The organism is Pseudochelatococcus contaminans, from assembly GCF_014195635.1.
Classification (GTDB): Bacteria; Pseudomonadota; Alphaproteobacteria; order Rhizobiales; family Beijerinckiaceae; genus Pseudochelatococcus; species Pseudochelatococcus contaminans.
In genome coordinates this window covers 1-19,399 of sequence record NZ_JACICC010000020.1, presented here as the reverse complement: position 1 = coordinate 19,399, position 19,399 = coordinate 1, and the positions used below count along the sequence as shown (strand labels likewise).

Below are 19,399 nucleotides of genomic sequence, written 5' to 3'. Positions count from 1 at the left end.
GATCTCCCTGGCGGTTGCCGCCGCCGGTTGGGTGGGTGTTGGTTCACCCGGAGATTACGCCGCCAGACAATTTCTACCACTTCCGAGACACGACCAGGCGGAAAGGTCGTCACGCCTCTTGGCTTGTTTCCACATGATTGCGGTGCAGATCTGAAACCACCGCGATCAACCTGTTGATCGGCTCGGCCAGCCGCTTCGGCAATACACGGTGCTGGGTATGGGTTTTCAGATCGGCAATCCAGCGGTGTGCCACCCACACGTCCTCCTCGGGGTGGTTGTTGTCCGCGCCGTTGCAATACTTGTAGCCAACGAGCGCATCCGTGTGCGACAGCAGGATGCGGGCCATCGTCATGTGGAAGCGATGGGCCTGGAGGTCCGCCGGGCTTCTGGGGCGCGGTAGGGTCAGCCGAAGGCATCGCTGGGCGTTGAACTCACTCCAGTCAGGGCCAACGACCTGCCCCGCGCGTTCAAGCATCTTGCGCGACTGCTCGTTCTTGCCGTTGACCAGCGCAACGGCGACCTTACCCTTCGAGTACTCCAGCTTTTCGGCGAGCAGGTTCATCCAGCGCACCAACCTGTTCAGGGTCCGATCGTCGGCGAACACAAGGAACTGATGGCGTTGCTCGTCATCCAGAAACGCCGGCAATTGCGCGTAGAGGGGGTACAACAGATCGTGAAGATAGATGTAGGTCTGCCGGCGTCCTTGCTCGTGGCTCCGCGTGGTTGCGGTTAATACCCGCTGTGCCCACTCGGGCGTAAGTTCGTCCAGCATCATTTCGGTGATGTCGATGGAAATCAGCGGAAATCCGAGCGACTTCCCGATTAGTGCCTTGCGCCCGTCGAAGGCGTGGCCGAGTTCGATTTCAACGCCACCCAGTACCATCGGCTCGGCTTGAACCGGTGGCCCAAGCACGGCAACGTCGAGCCGGAATTTACTGCCGAATGGCGTTTCCAGAGGATGCTCGGTTGCCACTTGGTCGGCACCGAGCAACAAGTTGCCTTCCAACGGATAGTCCGACGCATCCGCATCCTTGAACGCCCAGGGCATCGCAAGCCCGGCACTCAAGCGCCGGGAGAGCTCGGCCGCGACAAGTTCTTTTGCCCGCCGGTGTTCGGGACTTTCCTGGACAGCACGCCACCGACTGGCTTCTTCATCGTCAAAGTGCGCTTTGGGATTAAAGGCGTGCTGGGTCGGAAGCACACGGAAATGGGATCGCCGGCGCAGTTTCCCACTTTCAAAGGAAGGGCTAACCCATGTCACCATCTGCCGCGATGCGCCGGGAGACACTAGAGGCCAAAGCTTGCGCGCATGCTCCCGGCTGCGAACGTCGCGCGCGGCGATCGTGGTCTGGAAAATTCCTTTTCGAGAGAAGACAACGATCGCCTCGTCCATTCCTGTCTTGCCCCTATGGCGATACGGCAGCGAATTTCGTGGTGCCATCCAGCTTGCGGTGAATCAGCGATACCAGCGTCAGGATGTCCAGCGCGTCCTGTTCGGACATGGGCCAATTCGTCTTGGGTGCATGGGCCAGCGGATTGCGCACAGCACCAAACAGGCCGATCAGCAGGTTGGCAAAGCCTTTCTGCTCGCTTTTTTCTGACTCGGTGGCAAGTGGTCCCAAAGCGAGAACAGGCTGCTGGCCCGCGAATGCCTTGTTCACCAGATCCGCGCCATCGCTGTTCAGGCCTGATAGCAGGCGAATCCGTTCTGCAACACCTTTCGTTGCCTCGAACACGGCATGGAAGTAGTTTTCGTCCAGCAACTCGGCGCGGCAGTAGTTCAGCACTTCCGCATGAACGACGCGGCTTTCCAGTACGGCCTTGAGTCGTCCTGCACGGGCGCGCGCGGCATCGAGCGTCGTGGCCTTGTCGGCATGCCCGACCTTGCCGTCTTCGCGCACGTAGAAACCGGAGAAGGCCAGAACGACATTGAGTTCATTGCGCCGCCAGGAAAACGTCGCAGGGTCGCGGGCGTAGTTCACCGGATTCATCACGCGATTGATGAACATGATGAGATGGTTCCCGATCTGGTGCCGGTTCTGCGCGCCAGCCAGCGCATTGAACAACCGCTTCCATTTGGTGATGCCGGGCGATGTGTCAGTAACCTCGATTTCTTGCAGCAAGCGCTCGATCTGCGTTCCACTCAGGCCCCGCTCGGTATCTGCAAGCACACGGCAAGCGGCTTCAAGATGTTGCGAGCTGAAAGGGTCGATGCGCGTGGCCAAACCTGTCTCCCTCGGTGGGCATCAAATGATGGCCTGCAAGCCCTTGTCGGCAATGATGTTCAGCAGTTTGAGTGCCGGGCCAGTGGGATGGGTTTCGCCTTGCTCCCACTTGCGCACGGTCGATGCCGACGTATGCAGATGGAGCGCAAACACCGGCTGGCTGAACTTCAAGCCTTCGCGCAAGCGCTTGATGTCGGCAGCGCCGAACTCCCGCACCGGAGGCGGACAAATCGCGTCGAACTCGCGCATCGTCACTTTACTGATCGCGCCCGCTTCATGGAGCGCAGCCAGGTCGCCACGCAGCGATTCAATGATCTTGCTCACAATGCACCTCCACTAAAACACCCGACTGCAACGCCTTCGACAAGGCTTCGGCAGGCAGTTCCAAGAACACCTTGCCGGCGAATTGCAGCGCCTTCTTTTCGTCCTGCGTGATATTCGCCTTGTCGTTCTTCGGGAAACCATGCAAGAACACATAGCGGCTGCCAATCTTGGCCGAAAGCAACGTGCGATAGCCGCTGCTCTTGCCACCACCAAGGCGGGCCACCCGCTTCTTGTAGAGGAAGCCGCCCAAGTCCGCGTCGATCAGACCGCTTTCCATCTCCTGAACCGCCTTGCACAAGACAGCATCGGGCAGCTTCTCGCCCGACTGCCACCGAGCAAAGTCCTTGCGCTTAAGGATGGGCGTCATATCGACCTCCAAACTATACCCGTAACGGGTACACATTTCAAGTTGGCACAGTGAGGCCGCCCCGGAAGGGGCGGCACACCCGATTGTCGTGACAGCGACACGACAATCGGGGTTGGCAAGGCGGGAGCATGCTTGCCAGTCACGCTGTTGCCTCCGCAGCGCGGGATACGCCTGTGATCGTTTTGCGCCGATTTGCCACCAATTCAGCCGCGTCGCGCACCGGCTTGTCCTCTGTGTGGACGTAGCGCATGAACATCGCCACGGTCTTGTGCGCCGTCAGCGCCATGCCGACCTTGACCGGGATACCCGAGTTGGCAATGTCGGTCGCCGAGCGATGGCGGATGCCGTGCGTACCCACATGCGTCACACCAGCGGCTTTCAGAGTGCGAGTCCACCCGCTGTAATACTCGCCATCGGTCAGATGCCGATCGGGATGACGCGGAGACGGCAGTACATGGGGCGTCTTAGCATTGCGGGCCGCCGCTGAGAGAAGCCGGTAGGCTTCTTCGCTCATTGGCTTGGACATGCCTCCCGTCTTGCTGTCGGGCCACACCACCCGACGGTGTTCCAGATCAATCCAATCCCATTGAAGTTCAATGATTTCGGAGCGACGAGCGGCAAACTCGAATTGCAGGCGGATGGCCAGCGGGATCACCGCATGCTCCAGCCCTTCTGCCTCCAACTGATCAAGGTAGCGGAACAACTTGCCCATTTCTTCGTCGCTAATGAGATGAGTGGCCTTGCCGTTCGGGTACATGGGCACATGGCGGCATGGGTTGGTGCCGTCGGGGCGATACCCCCACACTTCGGCCAAGTTGAACATCTTGCGCATCACGCTGAACGTGCGGTTCGCATCGGCGGGCTTGTGCGCCATCTTCTTCATCATTGAAGCGACATCGGGCCGCTTCAGATCCTGCACCTTCAAGCGGCCAAGCATCGGAATGATGTTGCGATCAATGACGCTCTGGTAGCCTTCCTGGGTGCTCGGCTTGTTGCGCTGGCTGGAGTAGTCCTCCATGAACTTGATGCATAGCTCCTTGACCGTGGGTGCCTGACGCGCTGCAGCCTTCTCTGCGGCAGGATCGCCACCCCGGCGCACTTGTGCCAGCCACTCCTGGGCTAGCGACCGGGCTTGTTCGACGGTCAGCTCTCCATACAGTCCCAAGGCAGGTTTGCGCCGCTCTCCAGCGTTTGTCCGGTACTGGAGCATGAACACCTTGCGGCCTGCCGGGGTGATCTTGCACAGGAAGCCAGGAACCAGGGTATCGCGCAGTTCGATGGGCTGCGCCTGGGCTTGTGCCGCATCGACTGCGGACTTGGTGAGTTTGATTTTCGCCATGATGACTCCTCGGAAGACCCGATTTCCAGGAGCCTGTTGGGAGCCAAGCGGGTGGAAGCCGGGTCAAGTTTCAGAAAGCACCGGCATATGATGAACTCGCCTAAGTTATTGATAAACCTGCTGTATCTGGCTGCGGCGTAGTCCAGAGAAGGTCGGTGCTGGAGTCATGGTGAAATAAAAAAACCGCCTTGCGGCGGCCGGTGTGTCAGTTGTTGGGTGAGTGGCTACAGCTGCGCTGCCGCCGTGAAAAACGCGTCAACCTGCTCAGCGGTGAATCCGAGCGCTTCAAAGTGTGGCGCGCCGCGATCTTTGGGACTGGTTGACACGACCTTCGGGACGGAATCTTTTACATCAGGCGCCAGAGCGACACGGCTGGCGTGCATTTACGCACTCACATCAACCCATGAAAGTAGGCGGCAGATCGGGCTTTCTTCAGGTTCTTGTCAACATACTCGCGCAATACAGATACGGCAACGCTGAACGCCAGCGTGTCATGCACAAAGTAGCGGAAATCGCGGCCATCTCTGATGACCACAATCTGGTACTCATAAAGTGTGCCGGACGCCTTCTCGCTACTCATATCCTTGCCGCCGACAAACTCGAATGGCTCGGCGAAGTGGATGTCATAGACATGCTCTCCGAATAGCACGAACAACCTGTAGGCACCTTCCTGCGCCACTTGTGCAGGCTGTAGCCGGGTGTTGCCCGTGGGCTTCAGCAGCATGCAGCCCCCTCCGTCAAAAGCCAGTTCCACGGAAGACGATGCCCTCACATCACGGATCGACATATCCGATCGGATAACGACCTCTTTCGAGAAAATCTGCTGGAGCAGCAAATATGAAATGAGGGTGCAACCGAAAGCGATGGCAATTGAAAATGGCCACGGCAAACTTGAGGCGAACTGGATAAACCCCAAAATATAGTCGCTGGCCATTTGGCTATCCCCCGCGACAGCAAAGATGCCGACACTTTTTGCGAATAATTGAACCCATCCGATCACAGTGATCGCAACGACCAGTAGCGCCTTGGGCATTTTGCGGAATACAGACTTCATAATCACTCCTTTGAACGGAGAGATCATGAAGACTCAACTTTTAACGACTGTGAAGGCCCGTTAAAACTGGCGCGATATCAGCCCGCCACAGGCAGGCCCAATCCGACCTCTGCGCGGCGCTCTGCTGTCAGGATGCCGGCGGACACGAGCATGTCGAGCCCCTCCTGCACTTGTGGCAGTGCCAGATTGACCTCCGACAGGCGGGAATCGTCCACGATCAGCCACCAGTCGTCGATCAGATAGGCGAGTGTGCGCCGGGCCTCGTCATCGCCGGTGTACTCACGAGCCGTGCGGATCGCGAGCCGCTCGGACGGCGTCAGCAACATCTTGAACTCGACTGGCGACATCTGCAGCTTGTACTGCTGGACGGGCTCGGGGGCCGGCTCGGGCTCTGCCGGCACGTCGGCCGAGGCGGGAGCCTGCCAGACATCGCCGTCGAGCACCCAGCCCGCGCGGACCTCATCCGGAACGGCCACGAACTCGGCCGCCAACACGGGATGAAACCGCGCGATCGGATCGGCCGATACGTCTACGGCAATGCCGTTAATAATGCGCGCATAATTGCTCATGTCGATTACCACTCCACCACAACCAGACCGTCGCCGCCCGCCAACCAGGTGCCGTTCTTCGCGCCGGCTCCGACAGTGACGGTAACGACCTCGCCGGCAACGAGATCGATGACGTCATGCGCCCAGCCGCCGCCGTGACCACCTCTTGCGCGCTGACCGCCACCACCGCCGCCACAGGAGCCGCCGCGCGCATTGTAGGACGATGCGCCCGAGCCGCCGCCACCGCCAAGCACGCCGCCGTCGCCACCCGTGATGGCGGCACTGGCGTTGCCTGCCCAGCCGGCAGGCGGCGAGGCGTAATGCCCCCCGCCGCCGCCGCCACCTGGGCCGCCATTGATGTCGAGCTCCAACTGTCCGGCTGGTTGTACGGGCATATATGTCTGACCGCCCCGACCATCGAGGATGTCGGTCGGGAATCGCGGCGCCCGCAGACCGCCCACGCCACTGCCGGGGGATCCTCCCGATGCTGCGGACGCTGCGCCGGCACCGCTGCCGCCATGCCCTAACGTCCCGGTGACGGCATCGCCGCCGCGCCCCCCAACGCCGCCGCCGCCACCACCTTGGCCGTTTTCACCGGCGGCAACGCCGTTGCCGCCGTTGCCGCCGTTGCCCAGGAAACTGCCACCCGCACCGCCGCCGCCGCCAAATCCATTAGTCCCCGAGCCGCCACCGTTGCCGCCCAGTCCGCCCGTCGCCTGAAATGCACCGCCTATGCCGGTGCCAGGGGCGCCTGTCGTCGCGCCTGTAGCGGAGAGGTAAGACCCGAACGAGCTGGACCCTCCCGGCAGCGACGCAGACCCTCCCGCGCCACCGACCCGGATGCGATATTTGCCAGTAATGGGAGCGGTGAAGCCGAACGTGCCGTCGCGATCGTAAACCACATACAAGCCATTCCCGAAAATGCCGAGTGACTGACGCGCATCGTCAGCACCGCTGCTGGCGTCATCGCCGTCATAATAGCGATGCATGTTACTCCTCCCGTCCAATAAGATTGACCGCCAGTCCGTCGCCGGACGCCCGCACGAACACCCGCCAGCCCTCACCCAGCGGTACAGGGTGACGGGACAATACGTTTTTGCCGCTCCCGGCAGCTGGAACCGGCGTGAGATACTCAAGCCATGACGCGTCCGTGGGCTCACCGCCGGTGGTGATTGCGATTGAGACCGGGATCGCGCCGGCGCTGCGGTTGCAGACCGTCAGCAGATAAGTGCCACCACCGGCTATCCCGCCAGCAGTAATATCGGTTGTCACGCCCGCAAGAAGGGCGGACTGATATAAGAGGATGGCCATGTGATCCTCCCTCACAGGCTGCCGTAGAACAGCAGCGCCGGTACCGGGAATGCGATGGCCATCTTTTTGGCCAACCCGTCAACATCACCATCGTCGGCAACATCGAGCCCGGTTCGGTCCACGACGCACTTGGAAAGTGCAGCAGAGACAAAAGACGACTGCCGCCAAACCTTGTTTAACTGTCTGGATTGCGCCACGCCGGACGTAAACCCCAGATCTCTGCCGCCCATCGATGCGTAGTCTGATTGAGGCATGACGTTCGCCCCGGAAGCTGTGGCGAATGGAAGTATTTCATTGATCGGCATTTTCCCTCCAACAAAAAAGCCCCGCAAAAGCGAGGCAATGAGCTGACAAAAATCTGTAGAGCACCTAAGCGGCCACGCCCCATGACGATCTGTCGAAGCCTGAAATATACTCGTTATCAACGTCGAACCCGAACATCGGGGTGCTGTCGACTGACACGACGAGGTATGTCGCCCGAACGCCAGACGGCTTTAAGGGTATGTATCCGCCGGTCAAAAGAGACATGAATATCTCGCTTGGGATCTTCCCCGATATGCCGAATATCATCGACATATCGAAACCGTCTTGGGCGAAGGCGTGAGTAGCGCCTGAAAAAACGATGTCGAGCACTGCCTTCGCTCCAACGGGCGTGCCGTCCCACTGGTTCGCCGCGATCTTGGCTCGCAACAGCAGGCGATAATCCTCATCCGCGAGCTCATCGACCCGTCCTGATCGCGACATGAAAACCTGACGTGCCCGGCCCACCCATTCGCCAACCTGATCGAGTTGAACGCCCGCAGCGCTGTCCAGATCAAAAATCTCAGGAAGGCCCTCGATTGCAGATCGGCCCTGCTCTATGGGGGAGAGCAAAGCGCCTAGTGTCGCCACAAAGCGCGGCTTGTCGCGGTTATATGGAGGCAGGCGACCGATATATTCCGACAGCATTTCCGCCCTCCTTGATTGACGCTGATCCATCAACGCGCAAGATCAACTTTGACGTCATCTGGCGAGCAGATTGCAGCCTCATCAAACGCTATGTTGATATCACTATCAGCATAATCACGGCCATCCCGCGCGATGACGATTGTTTTTATTTCAAACGTCTCATCATTTACGCTCTCATCTAACCCGGCCAATGCATATAGCCTGGAATTAGATACCTTGCTGCCGATATTTAGAGCTGTAATATAGCTTGATATTGCCCGTTTAATGCTGGATTCTGCGATAGACCTGTAACCCGTAAGAGGCTTTATTTCGACGCGCGCCGATATTCGAACTTCGGCGCATCTTGATAATTCCACGACATGAGGTATGCCATAAACGTCATTTGCCGTTAATTTAATCGCCCCGTAAGTTCCCGCCCCAGGCGTCTTTTTCAGCATGACCGCGTCCGCCACGGCCTGTAGATCGCCACCCTCGACCACCACTGCAATTGAGTGAGGAGGGATTCCTTTCGCGTCGATGATAGACGTGTCGTTTTCATAAACCTTGTAACGCGTTACCCCATCGACCGCGGCCACAGCTCCAACGATCCCATCGATAACCGTCTGAGATGGCAGCATCGTCGATACGGCCTGGCGCCGGCGCAACCCAGCGTCAGATTCGACCGGAGCGCCCTCAGATGCTGGCCCCGGGTTGCTAACGGATTGCCACCCCAGCGTCGGTGTGCGTATGCCAGTGATTGACCCGCTTGCCGCGCGAACGGCTCCCAACACTGCGGCAGTTGCGGTAACTGCGACTTCCCCAGACGGCGGTATGACCACTGTTGGTGGAAGGTTCCACTGGATATCGTTGATATCGGCAACTACCCCGCCGGAAATCACCGTTCCCGGGCGACCGACAACCCTGAGATCAACAGACGACGACGACGGTGTGGCGCGAGCGATGCCATTAATCTTAACTACGCGAGACAGCCCCTCCCCCTGCGCTGAAGCCGGGGAAAATGCGTTATAAACAGCCACGGCCATACTGTTGGCATCGTTGATCGCGGTGGCGAAAAGCCCAAGAAGCTGCCCGTCCTGGCTGTCATTCTCCAGGTAGACATCTGCTCCGTAAATGCTCCGATATGCCCCCTTCAGGTAATCAAGCACGACCTCAAAATCAGGCTTGTGGATGCCGTGTTCATCCACCGTGCAAGTGATGCTCATCAGACCGGCCCCCTCACAGTTATTTGCCCATAGGCCGTACTGACGGTCGCTGAAACCTCAAAACGCCGCGTGTCGACGTTGACGCTGCTGGAATACGCGTCGAGGCTCTTAACGCCCTGCGTTTTCAGGATACGGCTTCTCAGCATCGGATCGCGCGTGAAGCCCGTGTATTTTCCGAGCACTCTTGTTTTCCACGGCGTTCCGTCCTTCAGGTCCAGAAACCATTCCCCAAGACCGAGTTTGAGACGGGTTGTTATCGCCTGCGCGGGCGCGTCGGGAACATCGTGATAAAAGGAGTCGCCTCCATTCCCGAACACCATATCGCCATTGGCGTCCAACTTGCGATATCGCATAACTACCTCACGGGCTTATCCGTATTGGCTGGCCCCGACATGACGCCGCCGTGAACATGATTGAGCAGGCTAACACCCCGGGCGATAACATCACCATCGACGATGAAATCACCCTTCAGCGCCACAGTCCCATCTCCGCTATTGATCGTGACGCCCCGCGTGGCCGATATCGATACCGCCTGCTTTGTCGATACCGATACTGCCTGATCGGTATCGACGCTAACGCCTCCGTAGGCGCTCAAGGAGATGGACGTTTTACCGTCGTTTGTGCGCAGCTGCGTTACGTCCCCGCTGACATTCTCAGGCAAGCCAGCTTGTGAGCGGATGCCGACATGGGCAACAGCATCGCTCAGATCAAGCGTCCGGGCGTCGATCTGCTCCTGCTCTCCACCGGACTGATGCCAAGCATCCGTCGATCGGGAGGCGAAGTTCAACACTACGGGGTCGCCTTCTTTCACCGGAAATGTCAAAATCGACCCGCCGCCGCCAGGGAATGACACAGGGATGCCGGGGATGATCGGCATTGACACCTTCTCGAAAGTCCCATCGGGCTTACGCACCACGCTTTTCATCGCGGGCTGCACATCAACCGTCAGGCTATCCTTGTTGTACCTGACCACAGTGCCAATCATGCTGGTTTGGATCGTCTGCCGGAATGCATCCAGCATGACCCGGAAAGCCTCCTCCGGATCATTCCACATCTCTTTAAGGTGCATTCGTCAATCCATTGGTTAATGGGCCAAACACAGCGCTGTCATTCGGGTTCAACGATTGCAACGTCAGATCGCAATACCATTGAGGCCCACGAGTATCGCCGATCATGGACATGTACAGAACTTTATACATGCCATCTGCGGCAATCCCCGGTAGGAAATATCGGTCAACGTCTTGGTTTATGTCGATACTCGACATCATAGCCTTGGAAACGCTGGACTGATCTATCTGGACTTGCCCGGAGACCTGTATGTCAGGATTTAAGAGGCAGCGCGCCTGAATGCCGCCCATTGTCTGCTCAGGCATTCCTATCAAGCCGGTTTCCGAATTGAGGACATAGGCACTTCCGGGAAGCGCTCTTTTTTCCTCAACTATCTGCAACTTTTCGTTTTGTATGGTCCACAGCGTGTTTGTGCTGCGGCATAACGTTCGCAAATAATCGCGGGCCATTCCAAACATCACGCGCGCACGCGGGAATACTGTCTGCCCTAGATCCGCGATGTGACCGACGTCAACGCCGTGCTCAGCAAGCGATTGCGTGATCACGTTGAGGGCATCGCGATTGGTGTGCCCCGCTTCCAGCGTTTTGTTGACAACGGCATAGTTATAGGCGCGATCGCCGTCAGCAGCGATGACATCAAGATACGTGTCAACCGGGGTTTCGCGTCCCTTGCGCCACTCTTTCACGTTGCCGGTGAAAATAACCCCTGATGCCCCGCCGCCTTGATAGCCGGCAGTAAGCACAATGCGCGAGAACTCCTTCTGAATTAAATTCGCGGTTTGATCTGATAGGTTGCTGATCCTGATGACGGCATATCCAGGAGTTTGGTGAGGGAACTTATGAACCTCGAATCGTATCCGCAAATCGGATAATTCAATGCCATCCCCGCCTGCATCAGAAACGACCAGAGAGCATTTGCGCAGCCACTGTTAAGCCATCGGCCACCTTGAAATATAGCTTGCTCGCCGATCCCAAATTTTGAAATGTCGGGACAGCGTCCATGTCCGCATCTGATGCAACGATCAGGCCGCCGCCAATGCCCAGATGCCGGTACGGCGCCAGCAGATCAGCCCCAGTGACAAGCGGGATACCGCGGACCAACGGCGTCCCAACGTTCGACTTGTTATCCAGTATATCCAGCAGCCACCCGCCCTCGGGGGCGTCCGCATAGGTCAGCCGGAACCGATACTCGACCCCCGACAGCGATACGATAAACGTTTGCGGGGCCGCGATGAGAGGTATCTCGAAAACCGGCATCGAACACCTCAAAAATCGTAGACTGGATTGCTTATCGGTTTCGGCTGGATCAAGCCGCGCTGCGTCACGCCAAGCATTTTTTGCGGCTGGGCATAATAGTCTGCGCTTTTCGATGCAGTAGTCTGCGTGCTCACGATCAGGACGCGCCGACAGCGCGCAATAACCATCAGCGCATACTCGCTCGAAGCGTCTGTGGTAACGATCAGTGACGATAGCAGCATGTCATCGTACTGCCGCTTTCCGGTCGACACGCTGAAAGGCTGCCGGCTTTCCTGAAGCGCCAGAAGCTCTTCATAAACCTCGTCTACGTATCCCTCATACCCCGCAACGCTATTGCTCCATCCGCAACGCAGCTCTACTTCTTCCGGGCGCTTGAACGCATGATCCGAGATCGCTGCCCCCTTCTCGACCGGGTGATCCGTGACGATTAGATCGTCGCGATGGATCTCCTCAATCACAACATTGGGGATTATCGTGCCGATTGAGCGCCCGGACGAGATCAGAACAGACTGTACGGCGTCAAGGATCATTCCGGCCCTCCAAACGCAAAAAGCCCCGGACGAATGATCCGGGGCACAAGAAGAACAGCTTACCTATTTACCTGTAAATGGCGGCGAGTGTCAAGACCGAAACATGAACATGCGCTGCTGGCCCCTGACGCGAAGGCAGCGCTTTTTTACGTAACCTTGGACCGAGATCGCGCAGCCTCTCCTCCGTCTTGCGGATCAATGCCTAGTATGTCCAAGTCGGTTGAACGCCATTGTCTAATGAGAGAATGAATCGGCATACCTGTCACCTATCGACGCTCTCTTGCCTCAATCCATTTTCTTTGGGTTGTTGATTGCAAGAAATAGCCGGAGAATGGGGAGAGGTCCTACTAAACCCCTCCAAGCTGAAGCGCATCGGAGACAGCAAGATGACGTTAGCTACCCCAATCCATGAATTGGCCAATTTATCAGATATCGCAACAATTATCGCCTCAATTATTGGCACAATCTCTCTTATTATCGCCGCGACCAGCATACGACTTCAATATAAATCATCAGAAAATCAGTTTAAACTAAATAATTTAATTGAATATACGAAAAGATATTCATCTATAATTGATAGAATGCCCGTAAATGTCTACGATTGGGATTTTGATGCATCTTCTATAGAAAATGAACATGAGAGGAATGAGCTAAAAAAAGCACTTTACCGTTATTTTGAACTCTCCTTTGAAGAGTGGGCACTTTGGAAAAATGGACGTATCGATAGCGACATTTGGGAAATATGGCGCGGAGGAATAGAAACTGCCATGAAACGCCCCGTGTTTCGCAACCATTGGGATGAGATGGAATTAAAGACAGAATTACCAAAAGATTTCAGAGATTTTATTCGGAGCCTATATAATAAAAATAAAATATAAAAAAGTTTAAGTTATTTACAATAATAGAACATAATGCCCGGAAAGGACAGCGCAGCACCCCTTCCAATCTGACGACATGGTGAAGTAGCAAGACAAATCTGGCCTATCCAGTCAAGAGGCAGCGCAGTTCCTTTGTGTGGCCCTGAGCATTTGGCACGCTTACAAGACAGGAAATCCGATTCCGGTATCTGTTGCGTTGGCCTGCCGTGCGGCGTTGCGTGGTCCAATTGTGTTACAGGACCACTATCGGCCTCGCAAAACAGGACGGCCACGCGCCGTCTCTTCGATAGCTGCAACCAAGAAATCTATAGTTGCGCTGAATCACCCCTCAAGCAGCTCTGCCATCACCCAAACGGGCAAAATAAGTTTATTTTGCTCAGGGGGGCCGTAATCAACAAATCCAATGTTTCTGTAAAACTGTGCCGTATCAGTATCAACAGCACACACAGTCATGCCGTAGCTCCCTGCCAATTTGGACACTTGGTATGCCCTCTGAACAGCATTCATAAGCAGGCCGCTGCCATACCTGTTCCTATGAAGGGGGCGGGAGACAGCGATATATACCAGCTGGACACTTAGGAAGAACGGCTCCTTCCAGTACGCCGCCTTCTCATTTTTCCTCAGATCGGCTGTAATGTCGGAATGGAGCCGCAGGGCATGAAATCCAACAATGCCGCCACTCACGAGCCGCCGCGCCACGGTCACTCTATGCGTGAACCTGCCATGGCTTTTGCTGGCATTCGCAGAGAACCACCCGTCGATCTCTGTCTGTCCGCAGGAAAAGTTACGGACATGCATGTCGCTCGCTAGATCGACGTATTCGATGGTCGCATCAAGACTCGTCACTGACTTGCTCGACCACCTGACGATAGCGATCCCGATCCTCTTGGTACTCTTGCCACATACGCCTCAGCTCCGGCGTCACACCGCCAGAGATCTTGTAAGCGTTTTTCGCCAGCTCATACCCGCTTCGGCCAGTGGCGCGCTTGATTTTTTTGCGCCCGGTCTTATTGCGAACCCCGACCTCGTCAGAAAATGCGGCTAAATCAACTCCGGTGTAGCGCATGATCTTGGCCTTGATCTTAACAGGGTAGCTGCTTGTAACCACATGTGCACCCTCATTGCTGAGGACCAGCTCAACACGCTGCCGCCCTTTGTGAGTCTTCTTGCGCACGCCCCTTATCGTTTCAACCTTAGCCATGATGCACCTCTATCATGGCGTAACTCATAGCATGACAGCCGCGTTGGGACAATTGCGGGCCGCAATTGCAGCCTGCCAATGCTCCCCTTCACAACTCACAAGGAAGCAGCGTGACCATATGGCTCCGCTCATGTATTCTCCCCGCATCTGGCGGGGAGGATGTTGTGGGACGGCTGCTTCGAAATTTTGTCTCGTTCGCGATAGGTCTGTCAGCCTCCAATGATAAAGACAGCGGAAGCCATGCCGCTCATCCAGACAATCAGACAGGCAGTGCCGGCGGCCAGTTCAAGGGCTCTACGCAGGGGGCTCATGCTGCTGCCCTCCTGTCGGCCTTGCCGTCGAAATTCCCATAGTTCCGGGCCATCACGTTGTGCAGGATGCGAGTCTGGCGTCGTGCGATCTCAATAAGCGCCGAGATGCGGTCAAGCCTGATGTTCCGACTGCCATCAGGGCGCACATAGTCCAGTTCCATCATCTCGTCGCTGATGGTCTCCATTAGAAAATAAAGGTCATATGTTTCGCCGATGATCTTGTCGGCAACGCCAATCGGCGGCTCGGGGATAAGATCTTCCTGTGACGCAGCAGCAGGTTTCGTGGTATTTGAGTTAGAAGCCATAGCGATCATCCTGTTGATCGGTTTCGGTGAGGGCCGATGCGGTGTTGGTAGCGCCGCTTCGGCCCGATGATTTTCGGGGTTTACTGGATTGAGGGGCGATCTTCGTCGGTGCGGCCGCCGCGGATCGGAAACAGGTTCATTTGCCCCTTCCGACCTTCGACGTACTGTCTGGCGAGCAGAAGCAGCCCGTTCTTCATGGCAATCGCGGCCTTGTCGGGGTCGAATAGCCGGACAGCGCGTCCGCCGATCTCAGCACGCCCGCCGCCGTCAATGAGGCACTGGCCCTCTGCAAGGCGGTTCCCGAGCCACGCCGCGCCGCCTTTCAGCTTCGGCAGGCGCGCGCCGTCCCATATCTGCCCAGCGGTCTTGCCGTAGCGGATCATCAGGTTGTGCTCCGCCAGCTTAGCGGCGACCATCTGGTCGATCAGGGTCGGCAGAACGACTTCCAACTGCTCCCGGATGACGACGCCGGTGCAGTTCTTGACAATGTTGCCAATGACCGATGCATCGTAGCGGGTGAGGCTCTGCTCGGCGTCAGCACGGCGACCTTCCATATGGGCGCGGACAACCTCATTGCACCAAACATGGAACTCAGGCGAAAGGTATTTCGCGTATGCGAGTGCGACGTGCCAGTGCGCCCACGTACCGGGGTTATTACCGCCCCTAACTACTTGAAAAATCCCATTGTGTGATTTTCCCACAATGGCGGAGACGTGGTCAATAAACTCGACAGATTGCGGCAGCCGTTGCCACTGAGCCGGTGCCTTCGCCGGATCGCTCCCCGCCGCCTTCCACATGTCGGTGAGCGACAGCGTTTCTCCGCGCGCATTGATCACCTCGCCGTTATAGACCAGAGGCGCTGGCGTGCTATATGTTCCATTACTCATTCGAGGCTCCATTCTAGCCTTGAGTGGTGGGATTGACGCCCGGCAAGGCGTCGGTTCTAGAAGCAGCGACGGGGCCGTGGTGGCCAAACTCATTGGCCCCGTCGCTGTCGAGCGCGTTTAGGTAGCGCTCTATCGCAAAGACAATCTCGGAATTCATGGCTCGGCGGTTCCTTTCTGCTGACGCCTTGATGCGCGCCCGCAGCCCATCCGGTAGCCTCACATTGAACTGGTCTGATCCGCGGTGGATCAATATCGCCTCCTGTTATCACCGTGATATTGTTAGCACCGTGCGAGGATTGACGTCAACAGATAGATAGCACAGTGATACGATTATTTCTGTGGAGGTCGCATGTCTGATAAACGTCCGGGAAGGGGTGCTGAGCAGTTTATGCTCCGGCTCCCTGATGGCATGCGAGACAGGATTCGCGCGGAGGCGGATAAGCATGGCCGCTCCATGAATGCTGAGATCATCGCCCGGCTCGAGGCAACGCTTGATGGCCCGCTTGCGCTCGTGACAGGACCGGGGAGCACCTCTGAAGCCGCGCGGGCGGCCGCTGAGTTGGCCCAATTTATTCAAAGCGAAGAAGCTCGCCCACTCGTGAACGCGCTACTCAGAAAAGTACGAGTTAATCGTGGTCAGCCCGAATCCGATAGCGAAACTCCGGACAAGATGGGCAGGGAATAAACTGAACGACATCGGCGAAATAAAGCCGACCACGCAATGCATTTGCGTGATGCAATCGTCGCAGAGAGCGTCGTATAAACAGGCGAGTACAAGTTGAGCTTGGAGATGCATCGTGGGCGAAAGCAAGCTTTATGTAAATCGTTTCGGGTTACGGATCTTTTTCATTTTATTCTGGCTGTTTGGGATTTTGTCTGCACCAGCCGGGATTTATATCTTGTGGAAAATCGCTTTTGAGGATGGCGTGGATGGCCTTCTCGAGGCTGGCGTGTTCTTGCTGGCGTGGATTGGGCTATCTCTAACCTTTGGGTTGGCTGCTATAATTTACAAAATGCCGTTGTATGTAGCGGCGCCCAGCCGGCCCCAGCCAAGAACAGCAACAGGAGATCTAGAAAGCGATATTAGCGGCAAAGGAGGTATTTGATCGCGGGCTGGGTTGTGAAGCGGTTGGCGCAAGTGGCGTTGGCTGTCATTATCACTTGTTCTGCTGCCGGAGCATCTGCCACCGCATGCATAGACGCTGGAGATCCAGGCCTTCATATTTTCAAGGGAACGCTACACGTCACCATACAGGGCGGCCCGGCTGATAAGAGCCCGTATACCTCGAACGATTCATACTCAGCTTATTTCTTGTCTGTCGATGAGCCGGTATGCCTAGCCGGCGATGATTTTGTGTCGCCTAAAGAACTCTTTCGAGACATCCAGCTAACAGTCGATGATGGCCCATCGGCGCAAACTATGCTCCAATCCAATGGGAAAACAGTCGCCGTCGCAACTTCAGAGGTCTATGGAGCTCACACTGCCCATCATCGCGCGCCACTCGTGGCTCACGTTGTTTCTATCATGGCGCTGAAATAAACAGCACATCCCTCACCGAACTGCACTTGCGAAATTCCGTACTATATTCTGATTGGTCCGCCCTTGAGTCTGTTCGACCAACCCGGCAACCTCTACCGGCCGGTCTGCACCATACACGTTGATGTTGGTGTTGCTGCTCAAATTGGCGTCAATAGATCTGTTTGCGATGGACGGATCATGCAACACGGGCCGGGCGTTCACCATGCTTTGCACGTTCTCGTTCGCGAGCTTGAAGGCGTCCGACTTCGCGAATATCACACGCACGCCTTTAGCGTGATCTTTCAGCCCTGCTTCTGCGGGGCTTTTTGTTGGGCGAATTATGCCTTGCCCTTCTTGGCGGAGTGATCAGCATCGTGTCGTGTAAACCAGTAAACCACCGCAGCGATCACCACAGCGCCAGCGGGGGCAATCAGGAGAAGCAGAAAGTCTGTCATGGCTCAAGCCTCCCTAAAAGGTGCCTCGCAAAGAAATGTAGGCCGAGACTGGCCGTAATGCAAATCACACTGATGAGTGTCACAGCGATGGAGCTTGCCGTTGCCGACCCGTTCCCGACTGAAACAGTCGGCGCAAGCGCCCCGATAGCAAACGTGGCGATGGCAATGCCGTTCAGATAGGTGCTTGTCAGCTTCGTCCGCTCGTTGTGGACCAGTGGGGCGACAATGCCCCTCGGCTCGGGAGCGTCACTCATTCGTCATTGCCCCCCAAAGCCGGCATTTCCACGCCATGTTCAGTGAAGCGGATGCCTTCAGCTTCAAGGGCTAGTTTTATAGCTTGAACGGTGGCCGGGATCGGCTCCCCCTGCCCATTCTCGAAGCGTGTGACAGTGCTAACGCCGACAGCGGCCTGTCGCGCGAGATCACGGATGCTCCAATCGAGGGCAGCTCGTGCCATCTTGCTTTGAGTAGGTGTAATCATGCGAGCATATTATATTCATGCGCCCCTTGACGCAATGGGCTTGGATGAATATATTATACCCAAGCGAGCACAAAAGTATCGCGAAGCGGCCCAGCGGGGAAGGTGGAAGCTCCCCGCGCCAGGCCTAACCGATCAAGCCTGTTGAGGAGGCTAGAATGGCTGTCCCAGTCCGTAGCACACGCGCGTCTGTAGTGCATCATGCACCCGCTCCCGACCCCGGCGCGCTGCCGGAGATTTACACAATCCGCATCCACTTCGATAAGCTGGAGCCGTACATGCGAGACGGCGAAATGCACGTTTTCAGCACGGTCGAGCCTTTCAAGAAGGGTGACATCGTCGGGCCGATCAAGATTGATCGACAGATGATGCCACGAGATTATCCAGTATCACGTTGAAAATAAACGTCATCAATATGAAGTTAACCGATACGATGCCAAAAAGACACGATAGCAACAAGCTCCCAAGATCAACAGAAAATATTCCCGCCGAATGCTGGCCGCTTATATCAGCGATGTACAAATACCCATTAACGTCTTTCCGCGAGACTATTGTATATATCATCACCATCGCAATGGAAGACAAAGACCAGAGCCCTCCCACGCGGAAATAATCTCTAAGAACATGTATCCCACGCCTGTTTTTCTGTACGACGCCGTACAAGTATCTTGCGTAGCCCGATCCAGATAACACGGCAACGGAGGTCATATAAAAGCCAAATGCGATTGACATGAATGTAACTATATTCTGAGAGATAGCCTCCGTCATTCCGGCTCTAAGCAAATAAGCCAGAATCGTTATGACCAGAAAGACAGAAAGAGCTAAGAGCTTTTGTGCGCTTCCCATCTAACCAATACCTAGCTTCGTCATCAAACCTAATCGCACCTGCTCAGGATCGTATGAGCCGTGCTCGTTGGGTCGTGCATTGATTTCAGTTTTCTGCACAAATTTATCGGTATTGAAAACCGCCTCGACCCCGCTGTCATCTATCCCAATGCACACGAGCTTTTCGGCCTGCATATCCTGCGTCCATTTTGACATAGCTTTAAGCTTTTCAATAAAACCCTCAGTTATAGAAGCCCGTCGAAACTTTGCCTCTAGGCTCAGGACTCATTGATTGAGATAGAATGTTACGGCTGCTGCGATGCATATGGCCGAAAAGAAGGTGTGGGCGCATCGGTCGTATCGTGTT

At 56.3% G+C, this 19,399-nt stretch carries 29 protein-coding genes; 5 read left to right on the top strand and 24 right to left on the bottom strand.

Features of this window, described 5'->3' with window-relative positions; all coding sequences use genetic code 11:
- Positions 1–109 precede the first annotated feature (109 nt).
- The 17 genes from FHS81_RS17570 to FHS81_RS17490 form a co-directional block, all read right to left on the bottom strand.
- The gene (locus FHS81_RS17570; protein ID WP_124084163.1) at positions 110–1,393 is read right to left on the bottom strand and encodes a hypothetical protein; all 1,284 of its coding nucleotides are present in this window, start codon (positions 1,391–1,393) and stop codon (positions 110–112) included.
- A 13-nt stretch (positions 1,394–1,406) separates the two neighbouring features.
- On the bottom strand, positions 1,407–2,225 hold the full coding sequence (locus FHS81_RS17565) for a TIGR02391 family protein (RefSeq protein ID WP_124084164.1): 819 nt from the start codon (positions 2,223–2,225) through the stop codon (positions 1,407–1,409).
- Between the two features lie 21 nt (positions 2,226–2,246).
- Positions 2,247–2,549 (bottom strand): helix-turn-helix domain-containing protein, encoded by a 303-nt coding sequence (locus FHS81_RS17560; RefSeq protein ID WP_124084165.1) that lies wholly within the window; start codon positions 2,547–2,549, stop codon positions 2,247–2,249.
- A complete protein-coding gene (locus FHS81_RS17555; RefSeq protein ID WP_124084166.1) occupies positions 2,533–2,916 on the bottom strand; it encodes a type II toxin-antitoxin system RelE/ParE family toxin in 384 nt (127 codons plus the stop codon). The genes FHS81_RS17560 and FHS81_RS17555 overlap by 17 nt, the downstream gene beginning before the upstream one ends.
- Before the next feature lie 139 nt (positions 2,917–3,055).
- Complete coding sequence (locus FHS81_RS17550; protein WP_124084167.1) at positions 3,056–4,255, bottom strand: tyrosine-type recombinase/integrase; 1,200 nt, start codon at positions 4,253–4,255, stop codon at positions 3,056–3,058.
- Between the two features lie 391 nt (positions 4,256–4,646).
- Positions 4,647–5,309 carry a hypothetical protein gene (locus FHS81_RS17545; protein WP_183754856.1) on the bottom strand — a complete coding sequence of 221 codons (663 nt, stop codon included), beginning with the start codon at positions 5,307–5,309 and terminating at the stop codon, positions 4,647–4,649.
- Positions 5,310–5,386: 77 nt separating this feature from the next.
- A complete protein-coding gene (locus tag FHS81_RS17540) occupies positions 5,387–5,878 on the bottom strand; it encodes a hypothetical protein (RefSeq protein ID WP_183754854.1) in 492 nt (163 codons plus the stop codon).
- 5 nt (positions 5,879–5,883) lie between these two features.
- On the bottom strand, positions 5,884–6,846 hold the full coding sequence (locus FHS81_RS17535; RefSeq protein ID WP_183754852.1) for a hypothetical protein: 963 nt from the start codon (positions 6,844–6,846) through the stop codon (positions 5,884–5,886).
- Between the two features lies 1 nt (position 6,847).
- Entirely contained in the window at positions 6,848–7,168 is a 321-nt protein-coding gene (locus FHS81_RS17530) for a hypothetical protein (RefSeq protein ID WP_183754850.1), read from the bottom strand.
- An 11-nt stretch (positions 7,169–7,179) separates the two neighbouring features.
- Positions 7,180–7,473, bottom strand: coding sequence for a hypothetical protein (locus FHS81_RS17525; protein ID WP_183754848.1), 294 nt, complete (start codon positions 7,471–7,473; stop codon positions 7,180–7,182).
- Between the two features lie 64 nt (positions 7,474–7,537).
- Entirely contained in the window at positions 7,538–8,116 is a 579-nt protein-coding gene (locus tag FHS81_RS17520) for a baseplate wedge 1 family protein (protein WP_183754846.1), read from the bottom strand.
- A gap of 29 nt (positions 8,117–8,145) precedes the next feature.
- Positions 8,146–9,318: a baseplate J/gp47 family protein gene (locus tag FHS81_RS17515; RefSeq protein WP_183754844.1), complete on the bottom strand. Its 1,173-nt coding sequence runs from the start codon at positions 9,316–9,318 to the stop codon at positions 8,146–8,148.
- On the bottom strand, positions 9,318–9,671 hold the full coding sequence (locus tag FHS81_RS17510; protein WP_183754842.1) for a contractile injection system sheath initiator: 354 nt from the start codon (positions 9,669–9,671) through the stop codon (positions 9,318–9,320). The genes FHS81_RS17515 and FHS81_RS17510 overlap by 1 nt, the downstream gene beginning before the upstream one ends.
- A gap of 2 nt (positions 9,672–9,673) precedes the next feature.
- A complete protein-coding gene (locus tag FHS81_RS17505; protein ID WP_183754840.1) occupies positions 9,674–10,387 on the bottom strand; it encodes a Gp138 family membrane-puncturing spike protein in 714 nt (237 codons plus the stop codon).
- Complete coding sequence (locus FHS81_RS17500) at positions 10,377–11,264, bottom strand: phage protein (protein ID WP_428982464.1); 888 nt, start codon at positions 11,262–11,264, stop codon at positions 10,377–10,379. Before FHS81_RS17500 ends, FHS81_RS17505 begins: the two co-directional genes overlap by 11 nt.
- 16 nt (positions 11,265–11,280) lie before the next feature.
- On the bottom strand, positions 11,281–11,643 hold the full coding sequence (locus FHS81_RS17495; protein WP_183754836.1) for a phage baseplate plug family protein: 363 nt from the start codon (positions 11,641–11,643) through the stop codon (positions 11,281–11,283).
- An 8-nt stretch (positions 11,644–11,651) separates the two neighbouring features.
- Positions 11,652–12,173 (bottom strand): phage baseplate protein, encoded by a 522-nt coding sequence (locus tag FHS81_RS17490; protein WP_183754834.1) that lies wholly within the window; start codon positions 12,171–12,173, stop codon positions 11,652–11,654.
- 386 nt (positions 12,174–12,559) lie between these two features.
- On the opposite strand from FHS81_RS17490, the gene FHS81_RS17485 reads away from it, so the two are divergent.
- Complete coding sequence (locus tag FHS81_RS17485) at positions 12,560–13,051, top strand: hypothetical protein (RefSeq protein ID WP_183754832.1); 492 nt, start codon at positions 12,560–12,562, stop codon at positions 13,049–13,051.
- A gap of 321 nt (positions 13,052–13,372) precedes the next feature.
- On the opposite strand, the gene FHS81_RS17480 is transcribed toward FHS81_RS17485, so the two are convergent.
- From FHS81_RS17480 to FHS81_RS19225, 5 genes are all read right to left on the bottom strand, one after another.
- Positions 13,373–13,897, bottom strand: coding sequence for a hypothetical protein (locus FHS81_RS17480; RefSeq protein WP_183754830.1), 525 nt, complete (start codon positions 13,895–13,897; stop codon positions 13,373–13,375).
- On the bottom strand, positions 13,884–14,252 hold the full coding sequence (locus tag FHS81_RS17475; RefSeq protein ID WP_183754828.1) for a hypothetical protein: 369 nt from the start codon (positions 14,250–14,252) through the stop codon (positions 13,884–13,886). The genes FHS81_RS17480 and FHS81_RS17475 overlap by 14 nt, the downstream gene beginning before the upstream one ends.
- A gap of 307 nt (positions 14,253–14,559) precedes the next feature.
- Positions 14,560–14,877, bottom strand: a complete 318-nt coding sequence (locus tag FHS81_RS17470; protein WP_183754826.1) for a hypothetical protein — start codon at positions 14,875–14,877, stop codon at positions 14,560–14,562.
- A gap of 71 nt (positions 14,878–14,948) precedes the next feature.
- Entirely contained in the window at positions 14,949–15,755 is an 807-nt protein-coding gene (locus tag FHS81_RS17465) for a KilA-N domain-containing protein (protein ID WP_183754824.1), read from the bottom strand.
- 13 nt (positions 15,756–15,768) lie between these two features.
- Positions 15,769–16,005 (bottom strand): Arc family DNA-binding protein, encoded by a 237-nt coding sequence (locus FHS81_RS19225; RefSeq protein ID WP_210281807.1) that lies wholly within the window; start codon positions 16,003–16,005, stop codon positions 15,769–15,771.
- Positions 16,006–16,104: 99 nt separating this feature from the next.
- On the opposite strand from FHS81_RS19225, the gene FHS81_RS17455 reads away from it, so the two are divergent.
- The 3 genes from FHS81_RS17455 (at position 16,105) to FHS81_RS19395 (ending at position 17,295) form a co-directional block, all read left to right on the top strand.
- Positions 16,105–16,440, top strand: a complete 336-nt coding sequence (locus FHS81_RS17455) for an Arc family DNA-binding protein (RefSeq protein ID WP_183754822.1) — start codon at positions 16,105–16,107, stop codon at positions 16,438–16,440.
- A gap of 112 nt (positions 16,441–16,552) precedes the next feature.
- Entirely contained in the window at positions 16,553–16,861 is a 309-nt protein-coding gene (locus FHS81_RS17450) for a hypothetical protein (protein ID WP_183754820.1), read from the top strand.
- 14 nt (positions 16,862–16,875) lie between these two features.
- Positions 16,876–17,295, top strand: a complete 420-nt coding sequence (locus FHS81_RS19395; protein WP_487379028.1) for a DUF4431 domain-containing protein — start codon at positions 16,876–16,878, stop codon at positions 17,293–17,295.
- 684 nt (positions 17,296–17,979) lie between these two features.
- Here the strand turns inward: FHS81_RS19395 and FHS81_RS17445 are convergent.
- Positions 17,980–18,186, bottom strand: a complete 207-nt coding sequence (locus FHS81_RS17445) for a helix-turn-helix domain-containing protein (protein WP_183754818.1) — start codon at positions 18,184–18,186, stop codon at positions 17,980–17,982.
- A 179-nt stretch (positions 18,187–18,365) separates the two neighbouring features.
- On the opposite strand from FHS81_RS17445, the gene FHS81_RS17440 reads away from it, so the two are divergent.
- Entirely contained in the window at positions 18,366–18,605 is a 240-nt protein-coding gene (locus FHS81_RS17440) for a hypothetical protein (protein WP_183754816.1), read from the top strand.
- Positions 18,606–19,053: 448 nt separating this feature from the next.
- On the opposite strand, the gene FHS81_RS17435 is transcribed toward FHS81_RS17440, so the two are convergent.
- Complete coding sequence (locus tag FHS81_RS17435) at positions 19,054–19,227, bottom strand: hypothetical protein (protein WP_183754814.1); 174 nt, start codon at positions 19,225–19,227, stop codon at positions 19,054–19,056.
- Positions 19,228–19,399: the final 172 nt, after the last annotated feature.